General features: G+C 35.0%; 17 protein-coding genes. 5 read left to right on the top strand and 12 right to left on the bottom strand.

Translation table 11 applies throughout. The annotated features are described in order from the left end of the window. Positions 1-51: 51 nt before the first annotated feature. The 3 genes from NEF87_RS23645 to NEF87_RS23655 all read right to left on the bottom strand — a co-directional run bounded on the left by NEF87_RS23645 (position 52) and on the right by NEF87_RS23655 (position 3,315). Complete coding sequence (locus tag NEF87_RS23645) at positions 52-936, bottom strand: nucleotidyltransferase domain-containing protein (protein ID WP_457917769.1); 885 nt, start codon at positions 934-936, stop codon at positions 52-54. Positions 937-946: 10 nt separating this feature from the next. Next, complete coding sequence (locus tag NEF87_RS23650) at positions 947-1,603, bottom strand: HD domain-containing protein (protein ID WP_457917770.1); 657 nt, start codon at positions 1,601-1,603, stop codon at positions 947-949. A gap of 122 nt (positions 1,604-1,725) precedes the next feature. Next, positions 1,726-3,315, bottom strand: a complete 1,590-nt coding sequence (locus NEF87_RS23655; RefSeq protein ID WP_457917771.1) for a hypothetical protein — start codon at positions 3,313-3,315, stop codon at positions 1,726-1,728. A gap of 275 nt (positions 3,316-3,590) precedes the next feature. Between NEF87_RS23655 and htpG the strand changes: the two genes are divergently transcribed. Continuing rightward, positions 3,591-5,846: a molecular chaperone HtpG gene (gene htpG, locus NEF87_RS23660; protein ID WP_457917772.1), complete on the top strand. Its 2,256-nt coding sequence runs from the start codon at positions 3,591-3,593 to the stop codon at positions 5,844-5,846. A gap of 89 nt (positions 5,847-5,935) precedes the next feature. Next, a complete protein-coding gene (locus tag NEF87_RS23665; RefSeq protein WP_457917773.1) occupies positions 5,936-7,330 on the top strand; it encodes an NAD(P)H-dependent oxidoreductase in 1,395 nt (464 codons plus the stop codon). 41 nt (positions 7,331-7,371) lie between these two features. Here NEF87_RS23665 and NEF87_RS23670 read toward each other — a convergent pair whose 3' ends face one another. Beyond that, positions 7,372-9,462: an oxidoreductase gene (locus tag NEF87_RS23670; RefSeq protein WP_457917774.1), complete on the bottom strand. Its 2,091-nt coding sequence runs from the start codon at positions 9,460-9,462 to the stop codon at positions 7,372-7,374. 142 nt (positions 9,463-9,604) lie between these two features. Here NEF87_RS23670 and NEF87_RS23675 point away from each other — a divergent pair, with 142 nt between their 5' ends. Further along, positions 9,605-10,429, top strand: coding sequence for an ADP-ribosylation factor-like protein (locus NEF87_RS23675; RefSeq protein ID WP_457917775.1), 825 nt, complete (start codon positions 9,605-9,607; stop codon positions 10,427-10,429). A 42-nt stretch (positions 10,430-10,471) separates the two neighbouring features. Here the strand turns inward: NEF87_RS23675 and NEF87_RS23680 are convergent, their stop codons facing one another. The 3 genes from NEF87_RS23680 to NEF87_RS23690 form a co-directional block, all read right to left on the bottom strand. Beyond that, complete coding sequence (locus NEF87_RS23680) at positions 10,472-11,620, bottom strand: M24 family metallopeptidase (protein WP_457917776.1); 1,149 nt, start codon at positions 11,618-11,620, stop codon at positions 10,472-10,474. A gap of 121 nt (positions 11,621-11,741) precedes the next feature. After that, positions 11,742-12,848 carry a PhoU domain-containing protein gene (locus NEF87_RS23685; RefSeq protein WP_457917777.1) on the bottom strand — a complete coding sequence of 369 codons (1,107 nt, stop codon included), beginning with the start codon at positions 12,846-12,848 and terminating at the stop codon, positions 11,742-11,744. 113 nt (positions 12,849-12,961) lie between these two features. Beyond that, a complete protein-coding gene (locus NEF87_RS23690) occupies positions 12,962-13,873 on the bottom strand; it encodes a hypothetical protein (RefSeq protein ID WP_457917778.1) in 912 nt (303 codons plus the stop codon). 119 nt (positions 13,874-13,992) lie between these two features. On the opposite strand from NEF87_RS23690, the gene NEF87_RS23695 reads away from it, so the two are divergent. Then, positions 13,993-14,553 carry a class I SAM-dependent methyltransferase gene (locus NEF87_RS23695; RefSeq protein ID WP_457917779.1) on the top strand — a complete coding sequence of 187 codons (561 nt, stop codon included), beginning with the start codon at positions 13,993-13,995 and terminating at the stop codon, positions 14,551-14,553. 1 nt (position 14,554) lies between these two features. Here NEF87_RS23695 and NEF87_RS23700 read toward each other — a convergent pair whose 3' ends face one another. The 4 genes from NEF87_RS23700 to NEF87_RS23715 all read right to left on the bottom strand — a co-directional run bounded on the left by NEF87_RS23700 (position 14,555) and on the right by NEF87_RS23715 (position 20,666). Continuing rightward, positions 14,555-15,505, bottom strand: a complete 951-nt coding sequence (locus NEF87_RS23700) for a hypothetical protein (protein ID WP_457917780.1) — start codon at positions 15,503-15,505, stop codon at positions 14,555-14,557. Between the two features lie 64 nt (positions 15,506-15,569). Next, positions 15,570-16,547: a GTP-binding protein gene (locus NEF87_RS23705; protein ID WP_457917781.1), complete on the bottom strand. Its 978-nt coding sequence runs from the start codon at positions 16,545-16,547 to the stop codon at positions 15,570-15,572. Between the two features lie 30 nt (positions 16,548-16,577). Beyond that, entirely contained in the window at positions 16,578-18,677 is a 2,100-nt protein-coding gene (locus NEF87_RS23710) for a glycoside hydrolase family 2 protein (protein ID WP_457917782.1), read from the bottom strand. A gap of 108 nt (positions 18,678-18,785) precedes the next feature. Beyond that, positions 18,786-20,666, bottom strand: coding sequence for a hypothetical protein (locus tag NEF87_RS23715; protein ID WP_457917783.1), 1,881 nt, complete (start codon positions 20,664-20,666; stop codon positions 18,786-18,788). Between the two features lie 397 nt (positions 20,667-21,063). Here NEF87_RS23715 and hsp20 point away from each other — a divergent pair, with 397 nt between their 5' ends. After that, a complete protein-coding gene (gene hsp20 / locus NEF87_RS23720) occupies positions 21,064-21,768 on the top strand; it encodes an archaeal heat shock protein Hsp20 (protein WP_371804001.1) in 705 nt (234 codons plus the stop codon). On the opposite strand, the gene NEF87_RS23725 is transcribed toward hsp20, so the two are convergent. After that, on the bottom strand, positions 21,765-22,706 hold the full coding sequence (locus NEF87_RS23725; RefSeq protein ID WP_371804002.1) for an acyltransferase family protein: 942 nt from the start codon (positions 22,704-22,706) through the stop codon (positions 21,765-21,767). The two genes, hsp20 and NEF87_RS23725, sit on opposite strands and share 4 nt — an antisense overlap. Positions 22,707-22,840: the final 134 nt, after the last annotated feature.

Below are 22,840 nucleotides of genomic sequence, written 5' to 3' on the forward strand. Positions count from 1 at the left end.
GCAATAATAAATAAAAGAGAAAATACCTTAAATTTTTTTCTTTAGTTTGTATCAATCAAGATCATTTAGATAACGCATAGCGATTCCATGCATTTTAATGACATGATAGGGAACACTGAGTGCAAAACCGAGATCTATATGTAAATTTTGTCGTAAGCTCCGAAATCTCATGACAAAATCTCCTGTTTCACCTATTCTTTCATAATTTGAGATTATTGTGTGTAAAGGTCGAACATATCGAAATAATGTATAGCTACAACTCTTGAGGGACCATTTATAGGCTTCTAAGAAATATTTCATAAATTTTCGATTCCATGGGATTAGTAGAATGGTTCCTGACCATAAAATCAGATTCATTAGCATCGATTTAATTAATTGTCTGTGGGAAATAGGAGTTTGATGATTTGCAATATTCGCATTGCCATAGATGACTCTGGCTCCTGCGCGCATGGAATCCAGAACTATTTTATTGGGTGCCAGCATCTTGGTTAATCCGGAAGAAGTAGAGAATATCTTTGCAAAGTTCTTTTCTTCCCAGGCTTGATGGCGACAAATGAAATGGGAACAAAACATACCTGTATTGCGATTTACTATCTGTATTATTTGTGACAGAGGATCATAATGATATTCTGCAAATTTATGCTTGATTTCGATGGTAGTTAAAATTGGTTCCACACTTTTGATTTTTTTTGAGGAAATGGAGTTATTTGCAATTATTAAAATATCAATATCCGACATTGGAGAAACAAAATCATGAGCAACTGAACCGAATAAAATGACGGAGTCAATCGAATTCCTTCCAAGTAATGCTTCTGCGGTTCCAATTAATTCTTTTATGTAACTTTTATGGCGAAGGGATAGATTTCCAAAGACAATTTCTGAAATGATACTTTCCTTAACTGAGGAAAATTCCTTCCAGAAAAATTTATTCATCATGTTATCTACTTCAGTGATTGTTTATTAATCCTTCTTTTGAGAAAATATCCTTAATTGACTCCATACGCAAATCCAGCCGATTTTGGATGATTTGAATAAAGGCATCCATCATTTGATCTTTTTCCAATCCTATATCACGACTGACTTTAAAATTCAATTTTTCATAATCCAATTTTCGCTTAGTAATGTACTTATTCATAATTTTGTCCATAGCCCCTTCTTTACCTATAAAACCTCTTAGTAAACCCATTAATCCGATCCGATCTAATGTATCTGCATCGAAAACGGCTTTTTCTTCGGGGGTTTCAGGAGAAATCATAGAAGTGGGTGTGTGGCGAATTACCACTCGACAAATGGCATCTCTAACATTTTCATCAATTTTTAGCCCATCCAAAAATTCTTCCGCTAAAGAACCACCAAATAAGCCGTGGATGTGCGAAAAAACCGAATTTGTTTTTCCAATGTCATGCAATAAGGCTCCTGCACTTAAAATGAATGGATCAACAGATTCAGAGATCGATTTTCCAATTTGGATTGCATATCGACAAACAGTCAAAACATGTGCATAATCATGGCTATTGCTTTCAGCATGAGCGGATCGAACAAATTCTTGTAGTTTAATAAGGATTTGAGTTTCTTCGTTAGTGAGTTTTCGTGAAAATACCATTAAAATTACCTCCTAGTCACTAATATTTCTTATCCATACGGACTTAAATAAGGTTAGTTTGATTCTGAATTTGAAAAAATAAAACTCTTTTAATTAAGTGAAAAAATGGATCTTAAAAAATATTATTTTTCATTTCGGGGTTGTCTTGAGTTATCTCTGCGCGGACCGTCTCTTTTAGGTGCACTTTTATTGGGGGGTCTCCGATCAGATCTGCCATCACGTCGCGGGAAACTTCCTTCTCGTCGTGGAGCATTTCTTCGAGGTGCATCACGTCGCGGGCCATCTCTATTGTAAGGGCGTCGCGGGGAACTTCCTTCTCGTCGTGGGGCATCTCTTCGAGGGCCATCGCGTCGGGGGCCATCTCTATTATAGGGGCGTCGGTCGGAACTTCCTTCTCGTCGTGGGGCATCTCTTCGAGGACCATCACGTCGCGGACCATCTCTATTATAAGGGCGTCGGTCGGAACTTCCTTCTCGTCGTGGGGCATCTCTTCGAGGACCATCACGTCGTGGACCATCTCTATTATAAGGGCGTCGGTCGGAACTCCCATCTCGTCGTGGGGCATCTCTTCGAGGACCATCACGTCGCGGACCATCTCTATTATAAGGGCGTCGGTCGGAACTTCCTTCTCGTCGTGGGGCATCTCTTCGAGGACCATCACGTCGCGGACCATCTCTATTATAAGGGCGTCGATCGGAACTTCCTTCTCGTCGTGGGGCATCTCTTCGAGGACCATCACGTCGCGGACCATCTCTATTATAAGGGCGTCGATCGGAACTTCCTTCTCGTCGTGGGGCATCTCTTCGAGGACCATCACGTCGCGGACCATCTCTATTATAGGGGCGTCGGTCGGAACTTCCTTCTCGTCGTGGGGCATCTCTTCGAGGACCATCACGTCGCGGACCATCTCTATTATAGGGGCGTCGGTCGGAACTTCCTTCTCGTCGTGGGGCATCTCTTCGAGGACCATCACGTCGCGGACCATCTCTATTATAAGGGCGTCGGTCGGAACTCCCTTCTCGTCGTGGGGCATCTCTTCGAGGACCATCACGTCGCGGACCATCTCTATTATAAGGGCGTCGCTGGGAACTTCCTTCTCGTCGTGGAGCATCTCTTCGAGGACCATCGCGTCGATTATAAGTGCGTTTTTCTGAATAATCAATTTTTTTTTCAAATTTGAAAGGTTTTTCTTTCCTTTCTCGATTCATTGGTCCACGTTCAGAAGTAATTTCTCGTCGATCCTGATTACTTCTAGGTCCAAATACTTTTTTCTTCTTTTCAGGTTCAATTTCTGAGTCAGAAGATCCTAAAGTTTCAGAAGAAGCGGAAGAATTAGTTATTGGGGTCATTTTCTCTGTTGATGGTACAATTTCAGGTTTGGCTACAGTTACAACTTTTTTAACTTTAATTGGTCTGAATGTTGTAGGGTATTGCTTTCCGTATTTATTATGAATCGTACTTCCCTTGATTTTCTTCTTTGAAATTATAAAATATGTGTCTTTGATGTCTAAAATGAATACTTTCATGTTATTTCTAACATTTTGCAAATAAAATTTTAAATTACGGGGACAATCATCATTAATTTGGACTTTAATCATTTTATTTTGATTAAAATGTGTGAGGATCAACGCAGTCGCATCTTCGAAAGAAAGTGATGCATCAATTATAATCTTTGGAGGTTCTTCTTGCGTTTGCTGAAACAATTTTTCCATTATATTTCATAAAAATGAATGCACCATTCCTTTATTCTTTTGTCATTAAGTTCGATTCAAGGGCGTTTTCACTTATATATTTTGCAATCCATTTAATTTGCTATTGGGGAAATTGATCTTTCGAAAATTTTTTTTTGCTCATTATATCCAAACGATGAAATTATGGTGTGGTTTTTTGATGAAAATTAATTGTTATGACAACCTTTTGTTTACAAAAATTTAAATTTTGTAAAAACTTATTTTACTCAACAAAATTTACAATAGGTTAAAAAAATATGAGTCCTGAAGATAAATTTGAATTTAAAGCAGAAATTAAGAAACTCTTGTATATTCTTTCCCAAAGTTTGTATAAACACAAAGAAATCTTTATTCGGGAATTAGTGAGTAATTCTGCCGACGCATTGAAGAAATTACATTTCTTAACTCTCCAAAAAACGGAGATCGAAAATCCGGATCTAGAAAAGCGTATAGATATTATCGTTGATGCGAAAGAGCATCTCTTGACTATTAGAGATACTGGAATTGGTATGACTAAGGATGATTTGGTTAGTAATTTGGGGACCATCGCTGGTAGCGGTTCAGAAAAATTCATGGAAAAGATAAAAGAATCCCAAGAAAAATCAGAAAATGGTGGTGTTGATTTAGACATTATTGGGCAATTTGGAGTTGGTTTCTACTCCGTTTTTATGGTAGCTGAAAAAGTGGAAGTCATTACTAAATCCTATCTTAAAGATGAACAATCTTATCGTTGGGTATCGGATGGATCTGGAGAATTTACTATTACTGAAGCAGATAAAGAAGAACGTGGAACGGAAATAATTATTCATTTACGTGAAGAAGAAAATGACTACAAAAACCAATATCAAATTGAATCTGTTATAAAGAAATATTCCAACTTTGTTCCTTTCCCAATTTATGTCACCGAAATCAAAGAAGAAACTGAAGAAGAGACCAAAGAAAAGACAAAACAGGTCTTGGATGCTGATGTGATTGATGATCAGGATACAGACGATGAAACTAAAACTGTCGATGTGGAAGATTCTGAATCTTTGGAAGAAGATGAAAAAGAAGATGATACTCCCAAGCCAGTAAATGAATTGCGACCAATTTGGGGTAGAAACAAAAACGAAATCACAGATGAAGATTATACTAATTTCTACCATTTCATTTCAAAACGTTTTGACAATTATCGTCATGTTATCAATTATAAAGTTGAAGGACAGATCCAATTTCATTCTATAATCTACATTCCAGAAACTAAATCACAAGATTTAATGCGTCCAGAAGCCGAACATGGATTTGGTTTGTTTTCAAAAAATGTGATGATTATGGAAAAATGCCAAGATTTGATGCCCCAATGGATGCGTTTTGCAGTTGGAATGGTAGATTCTGAAGATATTCCATTAAATGTTAGTCGGGACACTATCCAAAGTAATCGTAAAATGATGAAAATGGAAACCATGTTGGTGAAGAAGTTCATCAAAGAACTTGAATCCTTAGCAGAAAATGAAGAAGAAAAATATCTCAAAATTTGGAATGAATATGGTACATTCTTCAAGGAAGGCGTTGTTTCCGATCAGATTCGCAAGGATAAACTACTTCCCCTCCTAAGATTCAAATCTTCAAAAACTCCACACGATAAAATGATTGGTTTAGATACATACATCAAAAATATGGCTGAAGATCAAACAGAAATTTACTATCTTGTTGGGGAAAATATTGATACAATGCGGTTATCTCCTCATTTAGGGTATTATAATCAAAAGGGATATGATGTATTATTGCTCAATGAAGTCATTGACAACTTTTTAATGATGAACGTTCCTGATTATACTACTACAATTGGCGAAGGAGACGATGCTGAGGATAAATTATTCAAATTTACTCCTATAGATGTGACCGAAAAAGATAAATCTGCCGATGGGGATAAAAAAGAAGGTGAAGACAGCAAAGAAGAAGAAACAAAAGAAGAAGATATTGATTTACCTGAAGAATCTAAAAAATTCTTAGAATTTGTGAAGGAAACCTTAGGGTCTAAGATTATAGATTCAAAAATGTCTAAACGTTTATATTCCAATGCTTACCGATTAGCAAATCCTGCAGGTGGAATGACTTCTAGCATGCAACGAGCAATGCGTTATTGGACTCAATCGAACATGGGAAAAGATTTTCAAGTACCTCAAAAAATTCTCGAGTTCAATCCCGACCATCCAACTGTGCAAGGATTAGTGGAGTTATATTCCAAAGATCCCGAAAATGGTAAATTAAAGCCGATTATTAATCAATTATTTGAAAATTGTTTGCTTGCAGAAGGTGATTTGCCTAATCCATCATTAATGGTACCCCGATTGAATCAATTAATTGAAATGATGATCACCGGGAAAGATGATGTCGAAAATATGGCTGAAACTATGGCTCCAAAAGAAGAACCTGCTGGAGAAAAACCTTCCAAAGAAGAACCAACCAAAGAAGAACCAACCAAAGAAGAACCAACCAAAGAAGAAGGGACAAAAACTGAACAAGAGAGTTAGTTTCAGTTCTATTTTTTTTATTTCTTTTTCACTCGCACCTCATAAAACGATATTCAAACATTTAAATTAGTTTAGTATAAAATCAAATCATGAAGATATTATATTTGAATGGAAGTCCCAAAGGAGATAATAGTGTTACATTGCAGTATTTATTATATCTCAAGAAAAAATTTCCAGATCATGATTATAAAGTCTGGCATATTGCCCAAAAAATAAAATCGATTGAAAAACAGCCCGATTTATTCCAAGAAATTTTAAAGGATGTGAAATCTGCTGAAGGTATAATCTGGGGATTTCCACTCTATTGTCTTTTATTGCCCAGTCAGTTTAAGCGATTCATTGAACTTATTTTTGAAGGAGGGAAAGATGTTCAAGATAAATTCAAAGGAAAATACACTGTAGCGCTTAGTACTAGCATTCATTTTTATGATCATACTTGTCACAATTATATGCAAGCAATTTGTGATGATTTAGACATGAAATATGTTGGGAAATTTTCTGCAGACACATGGGACATTTTAAATCGGAAAAATCGACCCACATGGTTAGCTTTTGGTAAAAAGTTTTTTTCTGCGATCCAAGATACAAAACCAACAATAAAAAGCTTTATGCCTCTTCTTTCGAGAGATTTTTCCTATATTCCAACTAATTCATCCAAAAAAATTCAATTGAATGGAAAAAAACTTGTTCTCATTGTAGATAATCAAGATTCAACTTCGAATATTGGAAAAATGATCGAACAATTTCAATCATCCTTTGGTACCTCAATCAGTATATACTCTCACGAAAATATCGATTTAAAATTTCCTTGCATTGGGTGCATGAAATGCGGGTATGATAATAGATGTTCCTATGATGGAAAAGATGGATTTAATGAATTCTGGAGAAATCACCTTATGGATGCAGATATTATCGTGTTTGCGGGAGAAATGAAGGATCGTTATCTATCATCTCAATGGAAAAAATTTTTGGATCGAGCTTATTTCCGGAATCATACCCCTTCCTTTACGGGAAAACAATTTGGCATGCTCATTTCAGGACCTCTTTCCCAAAATCCAAATCTCAAAGAAATAATCCAAGGATTTGCAGAATTTCAACAAATGAATCTTTCAGGTATAATTACCGATGAGTTTGGAGATTCTACGGATATTGATGCCTTAATTCTAAATTTTGCAGAAGAATTGATCTATAATGTTAAACAAAAATTTATTGCTCCTCATTCCTTTCATGGAGTTGCAAGTCAAAAAATTTTTCGTGACGATGTTTATGGAAGACTTCGTTTTGTATGTCAAGCTGATCATAGGCATTATAAGACCAATGGTTATTATCAAAGTTTTCCCCAGAATAATAAAGTATTCAAAAAAATAAATCGAAAAATGATGTTTTTATCCCGTTTTAAAAAATTTCGGACTCAACTCTATAAAAGGATAGCAGATGAACTAGTACGACCCTTCAAAAAATTAGTAGCTGCTCCTTATCGATAAATAAAACGTTTTTAATCTCAAAGAAAATAGAAGAAAAAAAATTAAGGTGAATATAGCCCTAAACGGTATGCCGTTTTAAAACCTGCATGGATGGCATCGAGAATGGTGCCCACTTTTTTGGCATCTCCGATAATTTTAATATCTGGAATAGTTTTTAGCTTTTCTTTATGATCTTTGATATAATTTTTCAAAGCTTGGGACATATCTCGGTTTGGTTTGACACCTGTGGCGAGTATAAAAGTGTCCACATCTGAAATAGAAGATTCTTCAAGGTTGGCTTCATCATCAGGAAGATTTCGTTCTCTGAAATAAACCGTTCCATCTCGAAATTCTGTTATATCTATGAATGTTTTGACATTAATTTGGAGTTTCTTTAACTCATCTAAAAAGACCCACTTGGTAGATTTTCCAATAGAATTGCCAATCTTGGGTAGATATTCCAACAGATGAACTTCCCGATCTCCGCGAAATGTTCGTTGCATCGCATCCTTAGCAGATAAGCCTTCATAGAATGCTAAAAATTTGGCTACTTCTGGATCCATAGCTCCTTTTTTGGCTGCCCAGAGTGCTGTTTCAACACCTGTTGCTGCCCCTCCCACAACCACTACTTTTTTTCCCACTGGAAAATCTCCTGCCAATGCCTCATCGGCAAAACATACTTGACAATTTTGGCTGCCATCAATTCCTTTGATTGGTGGAATATTAAAATGTACTCCCGTTGCACAGATGATGGTGTGGGGGTTAAAATTGAGAATTTCTGCCGGGGTGGGTTCTTTTCCAAGATGAATTTCTACTTCCAATTGCTTGAGTTGGTGGTTATAATATTTGATAATATTAAACAAATCTTCACGCCCAGGAGGTACTCCTGCCACGTTTATTTGTCCTCCCAATTTCATCTCTTTTTCAAATAAAATGACTTTATGACCATTCATTCCTGCAACGCGAGCTGCTTCCAATCCTGCAGGACCACTTCCAATGATAACAACATTCTTTCGAGATTCACTTGTTTTAGGGGATGCATATTTCAATTCCAACATTGCAGTGGGGTTTACCATACAACGAAGTGTTTTTAGTTGAAAAATACCATCAAAACATCCTTGATTACATCCCACACATTTTCTAACGTTTTCTAGTTGATCGTTACGAATTTTTTGGGGTAGGTCGGGGTCTGCGATTGATGCTCTCCCAAAACAAATAGCATCTGCATAATCATCTTGCAATAAATTTTCCGCCAAAATTGGATCATTTATTCGATTACTTGCAAAAACGGGAATTTCAACCATGGATCGGATTTCTTTTGCCAAATACGTAAAAGCACCTTTAGGAGTATCCATGGGTATTTGAGGGACTCGTGTTTCGTGCCACCCGCCGGTAACATTAATATATTGGATCCCTGCTTTTGCATATTCCTCGGCAACTATCTTTTTCTCAACGTAAGTATTACTTCCCGGAACAAAATCATCTCCTGAAAGACGGCATCCAACGATAATTTTATCGCCAACAGCAGATTTCACTTTTTGGATTAATTCTAATGGAAATTGAAGACGTTCTTGGATGGTATTTCCACCATATTTATCAGTGCGCTTATTTTTTAAAGGGCTTAAAAATTGATCAATTAAATATCCTGCACTGCTCAGTAATTCCACACTATCAAATCCCGCTTTTACAGCCCGTTCTGCTGCGGCAACAATATTATCCTGAACTTCACCTACTTCTTCAGTAGTTAATTCCCTAGGGGTCTCGTGAGTGAACCTTGAGTATACTGCTGATGCTGAAACTGCCTGTTCTCCCGTGATTTTACTGAAAGAATAAGCTCCTGCATGATATAGCTGCGCACAAACTTTAGCACCTTCTTGATGCACAGCATCAGTTAATTTTTTTAGTTCTGGAATATATGCATCCTTATCGATAGAAATCATTGCAGGGACACCTTGTCCACGTTTTGATACACCAATTCCTCCAACTATTATAAATCCAAAACCTCCTTGAGCCCGTATTCGGTAGAATTCAATGATTTCATCTGTAATATGGCCTTCATTTGCATCTCCTAAATGCATAGCTGGGATAACCATTCGATTCCGAATTTCCAAATTCCCAATTTTTAGGGGTTTCCAAATGTTGAAAAACTTCATATTAGCTTTCTATCCTTGTCCAAATATTAATCTTTTACTCAAATTTTTTTAAAAATCAAGTGAAATTGACAAAATAAATCACAAGATCAATTAAAATTTTTGCTGGATAATCACTAAAAATTTCATCATAAGAAAAAAAGAAATGCAATATTTTACTATTGTCCATGTGAGTTCGACAGAAAAATTAATTCAGATTTATTACATAAACCCGATAACAAATAAACGCACTCCTCTCAAAATTAAAAGATCCTTAATAGATAATTCTCCCAAAACGCCTGTAGCCATTACCACAATGAGCGATGAGAACTCACTAACTCTATATGTTGATAAGCAATATAAAGTTCGAGGGGTAGAACAATCAATTTTCCTTGAAACCTCTGAAACTGAACAAAAACCGTTAGAAAATATTAAAAAAGATACCGAATGTTATTCTGAGCCTGACAATTTTGGGAAAGTTCTTGTTCTGGGGTTATCAAAAGCTGGTAAAACTTCAATCATAAACAGATTAACTAAAAATTTCTTTGCCAAGACAAATCCCACCTTAGGAGTAAATATCATGAAGGCGGTTCTAGATAAAACTAGATTTGTTTTCTATGATGTGGGAGGTCAAAAAATGTTACGAAAGAAATGGACTACTACTGTGTCTAATCCTGATGCGATTGTATTTGTTTTTGACATAAATAGTGAGTCAGATCAAGTTGAAGAAACAAAAATAGAATTTCAACGTGTTATTCAACACTATTTCATTGATACCAATCGTTCCATCCCCGTACTTATATTAGGTAATAAAATAGATATCATGGCAAAGCAAAATATCTCAAAACAATCGATAATGTCTGCTTTACTCAGTTTATTTGAGCCTGAATTATACAATTTTAACTATCGCGTTGGTTTGGTTTCTGCTTTAACTGGAGAAGGGATAAATTATAATTTTAAGTGGTTAATTGCTAAAAATATCATGATTTAATATTAAAAAATAGTAATAAACGAGAATCACTTTTCTTTTTGATTACTCAATTGGATATATCCCAGTATGAGTAAGCTGAATTATTTTTCCATTCCGGACCATAAAATCATTTTCAATACGTAACCCGCCAAAATCCTCTTTATATGTTCCAGGTTCTATTGTAAATACATGTCCTTCTTCGAGAAGAACTTCCTTCCAGTATTTCTTCTGAAAATCGTCAGTAGGTTTTTTGGAAATAAATGGTGCATCATGTTCTGATAAACCCAATCCGTGACCAAGTGCATAGGGCATTGAAAAACCCGCTTCAGTTAATACGTCCATTGATGCTTTATTAATTTTCCATAGTGGTATTCCAATTTCCATTGTTTCTACTGCTGCATCATAGGCTTTTTGAGTGATATCGCGCATTCTTTGTTGTTCTTGATTAATATCTCCGAAGGTGAACGATTGCGTAATATCTGAATTATATCCTTTGTATTTAGCTCCGAAATCTATTAGTGCTAATCCGGGAAGTGCAAATTGAGATTCTGTTGCATATGGGTGGCAATGAAGTGTGTGAGATCGATTAGTATTTGCAACTAAAGAAGGAAAGGCTAAATCCTCCGCACCTCTTTTTGCCATCTTGGTTTGAACTAAAAAGCTCAAATCTTGTTCCGATTCGGTAGTGGCATTTTTTGCAAAGTGAATTATATCTTGAAGGGTATCTTCTGCAATTTTGGTTGCTTCCATTAAAAGATCCATTTCATGATTGCTCTTAGTGGCTCGTAATTCTTCAAAAAGTCGAGAAATTTTACTTGGTTCCTTTGTGAATTTTAATTCTGGAAACATTGTTTCAAATCGAATAATCTCCCCATATAGCATTCCACGAGAAACTCCAATGGATGCATTTGGCTTTTTTAAGATATTTTCAAAATAATCCCTTGAAGTTTTTATGGTGCTATATTCATATTGAGTATGATCTAAAATACGATCAACATCCGCCTCCGTTTTTGCTAAAGCTGTATCCCAAGGTATTAAAGTTGTTTCTCCCCCAGCAGTTATAAAAAGAATACCATCAGTTGGATGTCCACAAATATATTGAAAATTTAAATCACGTGATTGTTCACTATCGGTTATCATGATGAGATCTAATTTCTCAGTTTCCATGAATTTTAACAAAAGTTCCAGTTTTTCATTGGTAATTGATTTCATTCTATCATGAAACAATGTGATTTCCATTATAAATCTTCAACTTTCATTAACCTAGGGGGTTTGCATATAAAGAGCTGCCTTTTTAGAATGAAAATATATAGATAAAAAATGTAATCTCTTGTTAAAAGAAAATATTGGTAAAATCAAATACATTTTTGAAGATATCCTCCAAATTACCAACCAAACGAGCACCTTTGTAATATTCCATGAAAGTGTGTTTATCTTCAATAACTCCTAAATTTGGTGCTAAAGAAAACCAATCCGCTTGCAATTTTTCTCCTTTGAATCGAAATTTTTGAATTAATTGCATCATTTCGTTATTAAGGCCCATAGCAGGGGCCCGTTCAACCACATTTTTCCTTATATGATCCGCTAATTCGGAATAAATTTCAAGCAAGGATTTGAAATATTGAATCAAAAAGTCCCGTAATGCGATTTCATTAAAAAACTCATTCATTTCAAAAAGTGTAGATGCAATTTCCTTGAGTGAATCTCCTACGTCCTCGATCAATTTGGCTAAAAGGCGCAAGTCTATAAGTTTTTTATGTGAATAGTTTAGAGGTTTAGATATTTGGGGATTTTCAAAAATTGTTCGAATCTGTCGCACTATGAAGAAATAGTATCGATCAATTTTTTGATCTTGTTGCTCAATTTCTTGTAAATTGGAATAATCTTCGTTCTCCATCGCTGTTAGTATATCCTCTAACATCCATAATAAAATACTAAAACTTTCACGCAGATAACGGGGAATTTCTTCTTGAAAAATATTTTCAGGGGTTTCGGAGAATATATTTTTTATCAATAATTTACGGCTGGAAACTCGATTTAGATTCCAATTAAATAACAAACGAGTTTGAGTCTTTTCTATCTGATCAATAAATTCTTTAGGGATTGGCTGTTTGCTTTGAATTTCAATACCCGATGCTCCATTCATATAATAACTAATTAAAATAAGGCTGATACCTTTTTCATTTATAATATTTGGATTTTGTTTGAGTAGATCATCCAATTCCAGAAGAAAGATCTGCTCTTTGGATTTAATTTTTTCTTTTAATGGAAAAATACCCAAACTACCATCGGGGTTTTCAAAGATATTAACTGCTGGATCCTTAGAAGAACCATTTTTTTCTTTTTTCTCTAAATGATTTTTTTTGATCCAGTGAATTGGGAGAGTTACAGCGTAGGAATATTTAGCAAAGCTTTGGATTTTCCGTTGGTGCATTTCCATTATTAATAAATTATAGTACATTCTTCCTAAAAAAAGTATATTCTAGATTAAAAGAAAATGACTAATTTGTAAGATCACTATCAAAATCTAATAATAAGAAAAAAAAGAGATTTTTACTTCTTCAAAAGAATTTTGTGGAGTTTTTGGGCCATTTCTTTAGATTCTGCCCAAACCGAGCAAATCCAATCTGTTGTGTTTTGAGCTGGAAAAGTAATCATTTCTCCTAATGATTTATTATCTTTATAGGAAATTTCAATGATTGATTTAATTTCATTGTTTTGATCATTCAAGATACCATCAGAAATTTGTCCTGATTGTAAATCTCGATTTTTTGCATCAATAAAATGCTTTTTTTCTAATTTATACTGAAATTTTCTTCCATCAGCATTGTAGGAGTGGATACGGCTCAATAATGATTTTTGAAATTGCTCCTGCTCCATTTGGCAATAGATTATTCCACCATAGATAATAGAATCTGCCTCTTTTTCTTCAAACTCGATGGCGTGAAATCGAAAATTAATCTCTTCTTTTCGTAATGCAATTATCACATTTGTTTCTACCTTGAGTAAATTCCAAGCATATTGCCCTAATATTGAATTTACTAAGTTTTTTACAAATTGGGGTGCTTTTTGTGGAATTTGAAGGTTCTGTTGAGGTGTATCTCTCTCATTTGCATCTAGTTTTTTATAGATATCCAGAACTTCATAAAAATTTGCTTTCTGTTTCTGAAACTGGTCTTGGGACTGAATGATAATACGATCTAAATTTTGTTGAAAAATTCGCTTTGGTACCTTGGTATATATGAGGGGATCTTTAGATTTACATTGTATCCAATTGTTAGACACGAGTTGTTTTAATTGTGAATAAATCCATGGTCCTTTTTTTCTTAATTGAGATGGAAGTTCTTTTAGTATTTCAGAAGCTTTCAATGGCCCTTTTTGCATGGTTATTAGAATTATTTCTGAATGAGTTGGAGAGAGATTATATGCTTGTAATAAAGTTCTGAAATGATCTAGATTTTTCATAATTTCCAAAAGAATAATCAATTAATCTACCAAAAAACTTTATGAATTTAATAAAAAATACCTTCTTAGTTATTTTTTGCAAGAGAATCTATTTTAATTTTAGAAAAACTAAATATATCATGAACATAAGTGAAGCTAAAGAAGTACTTGGGGAAGGTTTTCAACGTGACGCAGATTTTATCACAAAAATCCTCGATACGTTGGTACTCTCACCAAAACAAAGAATATTGGATATAGGAACGGGACGCGGATTTATGGCAATCCATCTTGCATTAAAAGGGTTAAATGTTGAATCTGGGGAGCCAGAAAAAGATAATTGGGCCGATTGGCGGACAAATGCTAAAATGGTTAAGGTGCAAAACAAAATTCATTTTACGCCTTTTAGTGCTACTGCAATTCCATTTGAGAATGATTTCTTTGATTACGTCTTTCTAAGTAATTCATTTCATCATATTGACGAAAAACAAAAGGCTTTAAATGAAATTAACCGGGTACTAAAAGATTCTGGAAAGATTGTGATTCTTGAATTCAATAAAAAAGGGGTAGAACGTGTTCGATCCCAAAGGCCAAACCATCCCGATGCTGTAGATCCTCTAACTATTCCTGTAGATTTTGAGGTTACAAGTGAAATTATCGAAGAAGAGTTCAGCAATGCATATATCTTTACTGTTCACAAGTAAATTAATCCTTACACCATTCGCGCATTGAAAAACTCATTTTTTCCAACTCCGGATCAATTAACTGTCGAAATTTCCCATTGACCACATTGAAAATGGAAGGAGATATTTTTTCTAAATGGGCTCTCGCCTCTAAAACGTTTGCTTTAAAATTTTCTTCTCCTAAACCGAACACCATCATTACAGGAAAAACTTCCATTTGTCCGGGACCAATTGAAGGGATGTGCCATTGTAAACCAACTGCACATTCGGCAGGTCCTTTTCTATTGCAATCTTTTAAATTTAATCTCTCTGGTGTAATCAAAAGATCTTGTGGGGCATTACACTCGAAATGTGTTGGGATGTTATCGTTTATTGTCCCAATACCGACAATGGGACTTAGTTGTTTCCCTTCCTGGGCATCATATTGAAATGCAATATTCAATTTTTCATCGTACTCGGCGCTATCTGTTTTATATCCTTCTTCTCCATTAATATCAAAATCATAAAACTGATAGAAATTAAAATTCCTAAGAGGATCATGAGTTGAATTCCTGAAAGAGTAGAACATTAGAATATATGGTTTATCATGATAACGATAAATATCAACGTATTCTAACACTCTGGGATCAGGACGTTCTGGTTGAATTTTTTTTTTAACAATTTCGGGGTGATATTGAGGAGAATAGAGATAAGTAAAACGAGTTATTGTGCTATCATTGTTGCGCTTTGCATTAATCATTGTAAATAGAGGTGTTTTCTGAGCCACCCCCAAATGATGTGAGTTTTCTAAACTGCGAATTAAAATTGGAATTTCCTTATATTCAAAGGCGATACATGGACCATTCAAATATCTCGTAGGGATATCCATGACTGTTCGATTTTTGTATTTAATAGTTTTGAAAGTATATCCAAAAGAATAGCCTTTTTCCTTACAGTTAACGCAAACTGTTTCGTAATCAACAAGAACATCCATATTCCTTCATATGCTATAATGGAAAATCCAATAAAAAGAAATGAGTTTTAAAAAAACGTGTTATTTAAAGTGTTTCACAGAACTTGTAGCCAGCATATTGAAAAGCATCGTCTACATTGTCTCCGGTTTTAGCTGAAGTTAAAATATAACCGCATTTAAGTTCATCAGCTTTCAATTTTATTTCTTCTTCTGTAACTTCAATGTTTTGGAGATCTATTTTATTGCCTAAAATGAAATAATTAATATTCTTCTTCATAACGGATTTGGCATCTTCCACCCATTTATCAATATTCTCAAAGGTTTTTTTTCTCGTCATATCACAAACAAGGAAGCATTGATTTGCTCCAAAATAAAATCGTTTCGTGAAGGGTGCAGCCGATGCATGTTTCATCTGTCCCGCTATGTCCCAAATTGCCAGATTTATTTTACATTCTTTGTTTAATTCGACAAGTTTCCGAGAAATATCTACTCCAATTGTACTAATATATGAATCTGCAAACTTATTGTCGACGAATCTTCGAATCAAACTTGTTTTCCCTACGGCAGGATCTCCTAACACAATTATTTTTGAGTTATATTCTCCTTTTGGAAGTTTTCCGCCCCTCATCTTGGCTAAAACACTCACAATAGCTGGGATCGATATGTCGACTTCTTCTCCTTTCAAAATATGTTTTATTTTTCGAGCAACATGCTCACCATATACTTTTAGTTGATTATCATCTGCCTTCAAATCTGCTATCAATGTTAAAATAGCGTTCTCGCCTGCATCAGCAAAAACAAATTTTTTATTCTCCACAGACATAATACTTACAAAACTCTCTGTGGACCCAAAATCCTTTTTAACTCGATTTATAAAAGTATCAAAAACCGCCGTAACAGTGCCAATAATGTCTTCTTCTGCTGCCGGATCCCTCAACATGCTTGCAATGATTAAACCATCATGATCCACAATTGCTGCAGCTGTAATTTCTTCAATCGTTTGCATGATGTTAGAAATTAAACTGCTAAATAATTCATGGGTGCTCATTTTTCTTAAATCCATTTATTTTAATCCTTTGTATTGCTATAAACTTTATTCATTACTCCCTTGTGAATTCTTATAATAGAAATTTAAATTTTGCTTTTTTATTGAGTTTTCTCGATTAAAACGACCAATTCTAACAAATGTTTCCAACCATATACCTAATTTTCCTACCATCATTCCCCAAAACCGACGATTGTGAAAACCATCATGCCTCGAAGCTATGGTACGGGGAAAATATTTGATTATTCTCTTTGGTCGATCAAACTGATCAAAAAGACCTCTGGTGTCATATAAATGTTTTGAATTTGCTTTCTCTTGAATTATTCGATGATCTCGAAAATTGGCTAAAAACCAACCTGCAACAAAAGGCTTAGCGTTATAGAGTTGAATTTGCTTAAGCACATGTCTTAATGGATGCTCATTTGATTCATTCTTGTATGATAATCCAAATTCTGTAATTATTATGGGTTTTTGGTAAGAAGAATAAAACATGGTTTCCAAATACAAGTTAATGATTGAAGGTAATGATTTTTGTCTATTTCTTGGAAAAACTATTCCTGTGCAGTCCGTATTCTTGCTTACGGTGTTTTTCGTTATTCGTTCAGTAGGGTTGATGATTAAACGCGTAGGATCGCTCTGTCTAATATAATCTATCAATTGATTCAAAAATTGATTACAATTTCGGTTTTCGATTGGTAATTTATATCCAATTGACCAACAAATTATGGAGGGATTATTGAAATCTCGCATTAAAATGGCGTCAATGGCTTGTTTTACTAAAATCTTGGAAGTTTTTAATGCAAAATTGATATTTCCATAAAACGGGAGTTCTTCAACTATTAACATGCCTTCTTCATCAGCTATCTCGCATAACGAAATATCGTGAGGATAATGTCCTGTCTTTATTGCATTGAACCCTAATGCTTTAATGTTTAAAATATCTCGTCTTCTCACTTTTTTAGGAATTGCTCGTCCCCATTTATCACTTTCTTCATGGAGATTTATACCTCTTAGTGTAATTGGATGGTTATTCAGGTAAATATGTTCCTTAATTCGTTTGATCTCCCGTATTCCAAAGCGAATGAACTTATCTTCATCTATTCCATGAAGTTGAAGAACTAATTCATATAAATCTGGATGATCAGGTGTCCAGAGAGCGGGTTTTTTCACATTTATTTGAAACGAGTTTGATAGTTTTTCTTCTTCTTGAAATTTAAATAATCCATCATCTGTCTCAGAGAAATCTCCTTGTAATTTTGTTGGTTTCTCAGAAATTGACATCTTTGCATCCGAATATTCTTCCCGACCGGAGAAATATGTTTCCAAATCAATGGGTTCATCAAAAGATTCTTCTGAAATTAATATATCCGAGAAATATCCCGATAGAGCTTGGGGATCATGAGCAATTTTTTCTAAGGGTTTTAAAGATTCTGGATTAATATCTTGAATACCTGTTTGGATCAAAACTTTGTTAGATTGGCGAGCTCCCCCAAAAATTCTTCCTAAGTAAAATAGTTCGTACTCTATTTGAGGCTCTTTTTGTTCTGCATAACATCGATCTAAAAATTCTTGAGGATTTTTAAGTATATAATCTACTTTAATGGTTGCAAAATCAGCCGATCGATTTGGGATGGAAGATTGAATTTTAATTTGTTTCACTCGGGTTTTTTCCAAAACAAGAAGTTGCACTCTTCGATAAATACCACTCCAATTAAACCACGGTATATTGTTACTTGGAATCCCATTTGGGCTTAAGGATGTATCCACACGAACTGTTAGAAAATTGTCATGGGAAAAGGATAACATTTTTGGGGTAAAACCAAAGCGAAATGGAAAAAATCCTCCCTCATGTGAACCAATTTTGTATCCGTTCAACCAAACCTCTGCAAAATTATTCACTCCTTCAAATTCTATTGAATACTCGTGAGATTTTGGGCGATAGGGCATTTCTGGAAGTTTTAAATAATACCAAATCACTCCTCCAAATTGTTCTAAGCCCTTGATTATGTTTATGTTGGATGGAATCGTTATTTTTCTTCCCTTGTTCATATTTTTTTCGATCCAAGTGGAAGAAAACCACCGTTGTTCATTTCCTTCATTGTTTTCATCAATGAAAAAGGTCCATGTTCCATCTAAGTTAATGTCCAAAAAATCATCCCTCGTTATGCAAAATGTTTGTTGTTGTTCCTATTAAATTAGTAGGTAATGGTTTAAAAAAATTGAGCGAAAATGTGAAAAAAAAAGCATCAGCATCTTTTAATCCGCTGAAGGTTGATCGGGAGATGGTTCGGATGGTGCATCTTCTGGATTGCCTTCCTCAGCTTCAGGGGCAGGCATCTCCCAAGGCGCCATTGGAGGTTCATAATCTGCCATCTCTCCAAGTATTTGTTCTGCAATGATTTTTCCTTCTTTGGAAGGTTGTTTTATGGCTTGTTGAATCAAAAATTTGGCCGATTCTTCATTAAATTCATATTTAAACATTTTTCCTTCATTCTGGGATAATAGGGATGTATATTTTGCCCCACCAGTCCCTTCAGGAACAATTAATAAGGCGACATCTACTGAATTTGTTGAGATTGCTTGGGTTAACCGTTTTGCGGCATAAAATGCTGCTACTCCTCCGCTTTTATCAAAAGACTTGACTGCGGGGATTTCCAATCCGTATTTTTTCCCTTCAAACTCGATCACTCCTGCCAAACTATAGGATCGTTTTCCGACTTGAAATTTGAAATCCATATCAATATTGATCTTTTTATTAAACTTCTCGGCTAACACTTTAATGGATTTCAAGGCTGCTCCTGCTACAGATGCGGGATTCGCTTCGATGGTGTAATCCTCATCCTTCATCATTTCTTCGATCTTATCAATTATCGATTTCTCTTCTTTCGTGCTTGGCGCTGTAGCTGGCACGGCATCGGGAATTGCTGTGGTTGTTCCGACTGGCACTGCATCGGATTTGCCTGATTGAATGACCTCTTCCAACGTCATCTCATCATACACGATTTTATCGACAAATAATCGGATTAATTTAATGATGGATCGTTGGTTGCCATCTGTTTTATCAAAAATGACTTTCAAGACCTGTTCATTCAACGGAAAGAGTGGATAAATTGGCGGGTTTAGGTTATTTTTTGCCCAGAAATATTCCATCGCTTTAGCAAAATAGAGTTTTAAATCATCAAACTTGAAAAATTCCAATTCTCGTTCTTGTTCCATCCTAGATTTCATGGCTTGATCGGCGGTTTCCAAAACTCGCGGCCAGATTTCTTTTAATACTGCAAGCACAATTACAACATTTTTAACATTATTATATACTTGTTTTAAGGTTTCTAAGAACTTCTGTTCTGCTTCTGGTCCGTGCATCCTGTAGGGACTCTCTAACTCATCAAAATAAAGAACTATTGAACGTCCTGCATTTTCGCAAATAAGTTTAATCATTGCTAGGCAGACATCATCGGATTCGATCACGGTGTTGATACCGAGGACATCGAGTTCATCTTCATCGAGGTCTTCGCCAAGCAACCATCGTTCCGCGAGGCCTTGTCGTTCTTTATCAAGGGCAAAAATACAAAGGGATTTAACGCAATCGGCGAAAATACCGGGGTATTCACGAATTCCGTTCTGGATGGTTTCTTCTAAATCTTGGCCACCGAAGATACCGAGTTTTTTCTTTTTATGACCTCCCCAGCGGGTAACAAGGTTATCCGAAACAACGGTGAGGATATCGGCGGTAAGTTCATCCAATAAACAGGTATAAACATGTAATAAGATACGGACAGCGGCAGGGGGGCTGGGGACATAGACAATAGTCCATTGTTCGGGATAATTACCTGCGACATTGGCGTCTTCCTGATCTTCTTGCGTTAATCGGCGTTCAATACTTTTATAAGCCCAATAGGCGTGAGTTTTACCGGTACCGGCAGAACCAAGGATAGGAAGCATGCGGGCGGAGGAATCGGATTGAGTTTGTCGAATGGATCGGAATAAATAGCGATCGATATTAATCCGGGGGCCTGGAATGTCTACGGTATCTTCCATTTTTCCACGGGCGACAAATCTATCAAAGGGGGTGGTGCCATCCCGCAAAACATCAAGATATAATTCTTGCTCGTCTTCATTCATTTGAGAAAATGCCATTTTTTTTTTTCACTTCACGTAATGTAAGTAACTTCTCTTTTACTATTATAAATATATTACCTTCCTTCCTCTATAATTGTTTTGGCCTAAAAGAAAAAGGATAAGCTTTGAAAGACAGTATTTTTTTTGGGGAACGATACAATTCAACGATGAACAATTTTTGATGTAGATGAAATGACAAGGAATTATTTTAAATTGAGTTTTTTTTATTTAGAAGAAAAAACATTTCCACCAATCCCTTAAAGAAATGAAATATAGGAAGAATTGGTGAGAGAAAGAATGAAATGCGGAGAGTACAAAAAGATCTGATGTAGGTGAAGACCAATAATTATAGAAGAATAAAAAAAAGAAATATTCATTTAAAGAATATTTTTTGGTAATGAAGAACCATTGTTCTATGAGTAAGTTCATGACACCTGATCACAAGAAAAAGAAAAAAAATGACGACGATGATATCGACGATAATGATCCCTTTGGCCTGGGTGAAGATTTCTACGAAATGATGAATGATCAGTTGAAGAAAGCCTTTTCACAATTTCCAGGTATGAATTTTGGGAACATGAACTTTAGTTCTGATTCAATGAAGAAAATGTATGCAGATATTTTACGAAAAATGAATATCGATCCAAAAAAAATGCAAAATATGTCTCCCGAAGATATTCAGAAAATGATGGCCAATAGTAAAATGGGATTTCAAGGACCTTTCGTTTTTGGTATGAATGTGGGAGTTGGTCCTGATGGAAAACCCATTGCAACTCCTTTTGGGAATGTTAGGTCTGAAACCCGTGGAGAGCCGGATCTAAGGGCAGAAAGAGATCCATTGATTGATATTTACGAAGAGGATGGTGAACTTGTTGTTGTAGGGGAAGTTCCTGGGGTTGATAAGAAAGACATTGAACTTCGGGCTTCGGCTCACGAATTGGAAATCATTGCAGAATCTCCCGATACTGGTTCACATTCCCGGAAATATCATAAAATTGTTGCTCTTCCTGCAGAAATCAATCCCGATATTGCCAAAGCGCGATATAATAATGGAATTTTGGAAGTCCGTTTGGAAAAATTAGAAAAAGTAGCCTCCAAGAAGAAAATCCATATCGATTAAACAAAGAAATAGATTATATACTGGAACATAACATGCCATAAGTAGATTTCGAGTGAGTATTTACCAATTGTGATAATTGGCCAGAAAATTTTTCCTTTTTTATTCCATTTTCGTTTTAGAACAACTTTTGAGTCTTGTTGTTCGAGGATTTCGATATCAAAAAATTTAATAGATTCAAATTTTGGGATTAAAAACAAGATTAATGCAAAATTTAATATATAAAAATCTAAGGTTGTGATATAATTAGTTTGAGTAATTTGAAGGTAATCTGTGATCCGATAAAAACTCAAAGTAAATGCCCCCCATCCCACAACCTTTTTCAGAATTTCATCCTTTTGAGGTTCGAGTTCATTAAGAGAATATCCAAAAATGAAAAAAGTGAAATAGTGAAGCTTATACTTTAAAAAAATCAAATTAAGTGTTTCATTGCTCCAATCATAGCTAAAATCAAAGAAAAGGATCCAAATCAATGAAATAAATAGTGATATAATGAAAATTACAGAATTTTTCAAATGAATTTTTTTTAATCCCCAAATGCATAGAATATATAGAAACATAGCGTAGACATACCATAGATGATAACTTGGGAGAAAAATAATTCTAAAAAGCGAAGAAATTGAGAAAGTTGTCCATCCATAGATCAAATCAAAGGTATAATAACAGAGACACGCGATTAACCAAGGTTTGAGCATGCGTTTGAAGTATTTTTTAAATACTTGAGATAATGTTGAGTTTTCAATGAAATGATGATTGACCAGATAACCGGATAAGCCTAAAAAGACAGGAACTACAAAGCTATGAAGAATGTAGGAGTTTAAATTAATACGCCAATCTCCATTTACGGCATGAATACCTATCACACCTAAAATGAGTAACCCCTTCAGTAAATCGATTCCATAATTAATTTGATTCTGAGGTGTGGTTACTTTGAAACCCATGGAATTAATAATCTTTAACTTATATCTTAATTTACCGATGTGTTATTGTGGTTTCAAAGATGTAATTGTTATTTCAAAATCAAAAACGTCGAGGATAAACAAAGTGAAAAGTTAACCTTCTTGAAAAAAATCAC

The sequence above is a fragment of the Candidatus Lokiarchaeum ossiferum genome (assembly GCA_025839675.1).
In the GTDB taxonomy this organism is placed as follows: Archaea; Asgardarchaeota; Lokiarchaeia; order Sigyniarchaeales; family Promethearchaeaceae; genus Lokiarchaeum; species Lokiarchaeum ossiferum.

Excerpts from the sequence above, each read along its gene's own strand:
- NEF87_RS23700 (WP_457917780.1), bottom strand. The coding sequence starts at position 15,505 with ATGGATGTTCTTGTTGATTACGAAACAGTTTGCGTTAACTGTAAGGAA.
- NEF87_RS23680 (WP_457917776.1), bottom strand. The coding sequence starts at position 11,620 with ATGAAATCAATTACCAATGAAAAACTGGAACTTTTGTTAAAATTCATG.
- NEF87_RS23675 (WP_457917775.1), top strand. The coding sequence starts at position 9,605 with ATGCAATATTTTACTATTGTCCATGTGAGTTCGACAGAAAAATTAATT.
- htpG (WP_457917772.1), top strand. The coding sequence starts at position 3,591 with ATGAGTCCTGAAGATAAATTTGAATTTAAAGCAGAAATTAAGAAACTC.
- NEF87_RS23715 (WP_457917783.1), bottom strand. The coding sequence starts at position 20,666 with ATGGCATTTTCTCAAATGAATGAAGACGAGCAAGAATTATATCTTGAT.
- NEF87_RS23665 (WP_457917773.1), top strand. The coding sequence starts at position 5,936 with ATGAAGATATTATATTTGAATGGAAGTCCCAAAGGAGATAATAGTGTT.
- NEF87_RS23690 (WP_457917778.1), bottom strand. The coding sequence starts at position 13,873 with ATGAAAAATCTAGATCATTTCAGAACTTTATTACAAGCATATAATCTC.
- NEF87_RS23650 (WP_457917770.1), bottom strand. The coding sequence starts at position 1,603 with ATGGTATTTTCACGAAAACTCACTAACGAAGAAACTCAAATCCTTATT.
- NEF87_RS23695 (WP_457917779.1), top strand. The coding sequence starts at position 13,993 with ATGAACATAAGTGAAGCTAAAGAAGTACTTGGGGAAGGTTTTCAACGT.
- NEF87_RS23655 (WP_457917771.1), bottom strand. The coding sequence starts at position 3,315 with ATGGAAAAATTGTTTCAGCAAACGCAAGAAGAACCTCCAAAGATTATA.
- NEF87_RS23685 (WP_457917777.1), bottom strand. The coding sequence starts at position 12,848 with ATGGAAATGCACCAACGGAAAATCCAAAGCTTTGCTAAATATTCCTAC.
- hsp20 (WP_371804001.1), top strand. The coding sequence starts at position 21,064 with ATGAGTAAGTTCATGACACCTGATCACAAGAAAAAGAAAAAAAATGAC.
- NEF87_RS23705 (WP_457917781.1), bottom strand. The coding sequence starts at position 16,547 with ATGGATTTAAGAAAAATGAGCACCCATGAATTATTTAGCAGTTTAATT.
- NEF87_RS23645 (WP_457917769.1), bottom strand. The coding sequence starts at position 936 with ATGATGAATAAATTTTTCTGGAAGGAATTTTCCTCAGTTAAGGAAAGT.
- NEF87_RS23670 (WP_457917774.1), bottom strand. The coding sequence starts at position 9,462 with ATGAAGTTTTTCAACATTTGGAAACCCCTAAAAATTGGGAATTTGGAA.
- NEF87_RS23725 (WP_371804002.1), bottom strand. The coding sequence starts at position 22,706 with ATGGGTTTCAAAGTAACCACACCTCAGAATCAAATTAATTATGGAATC.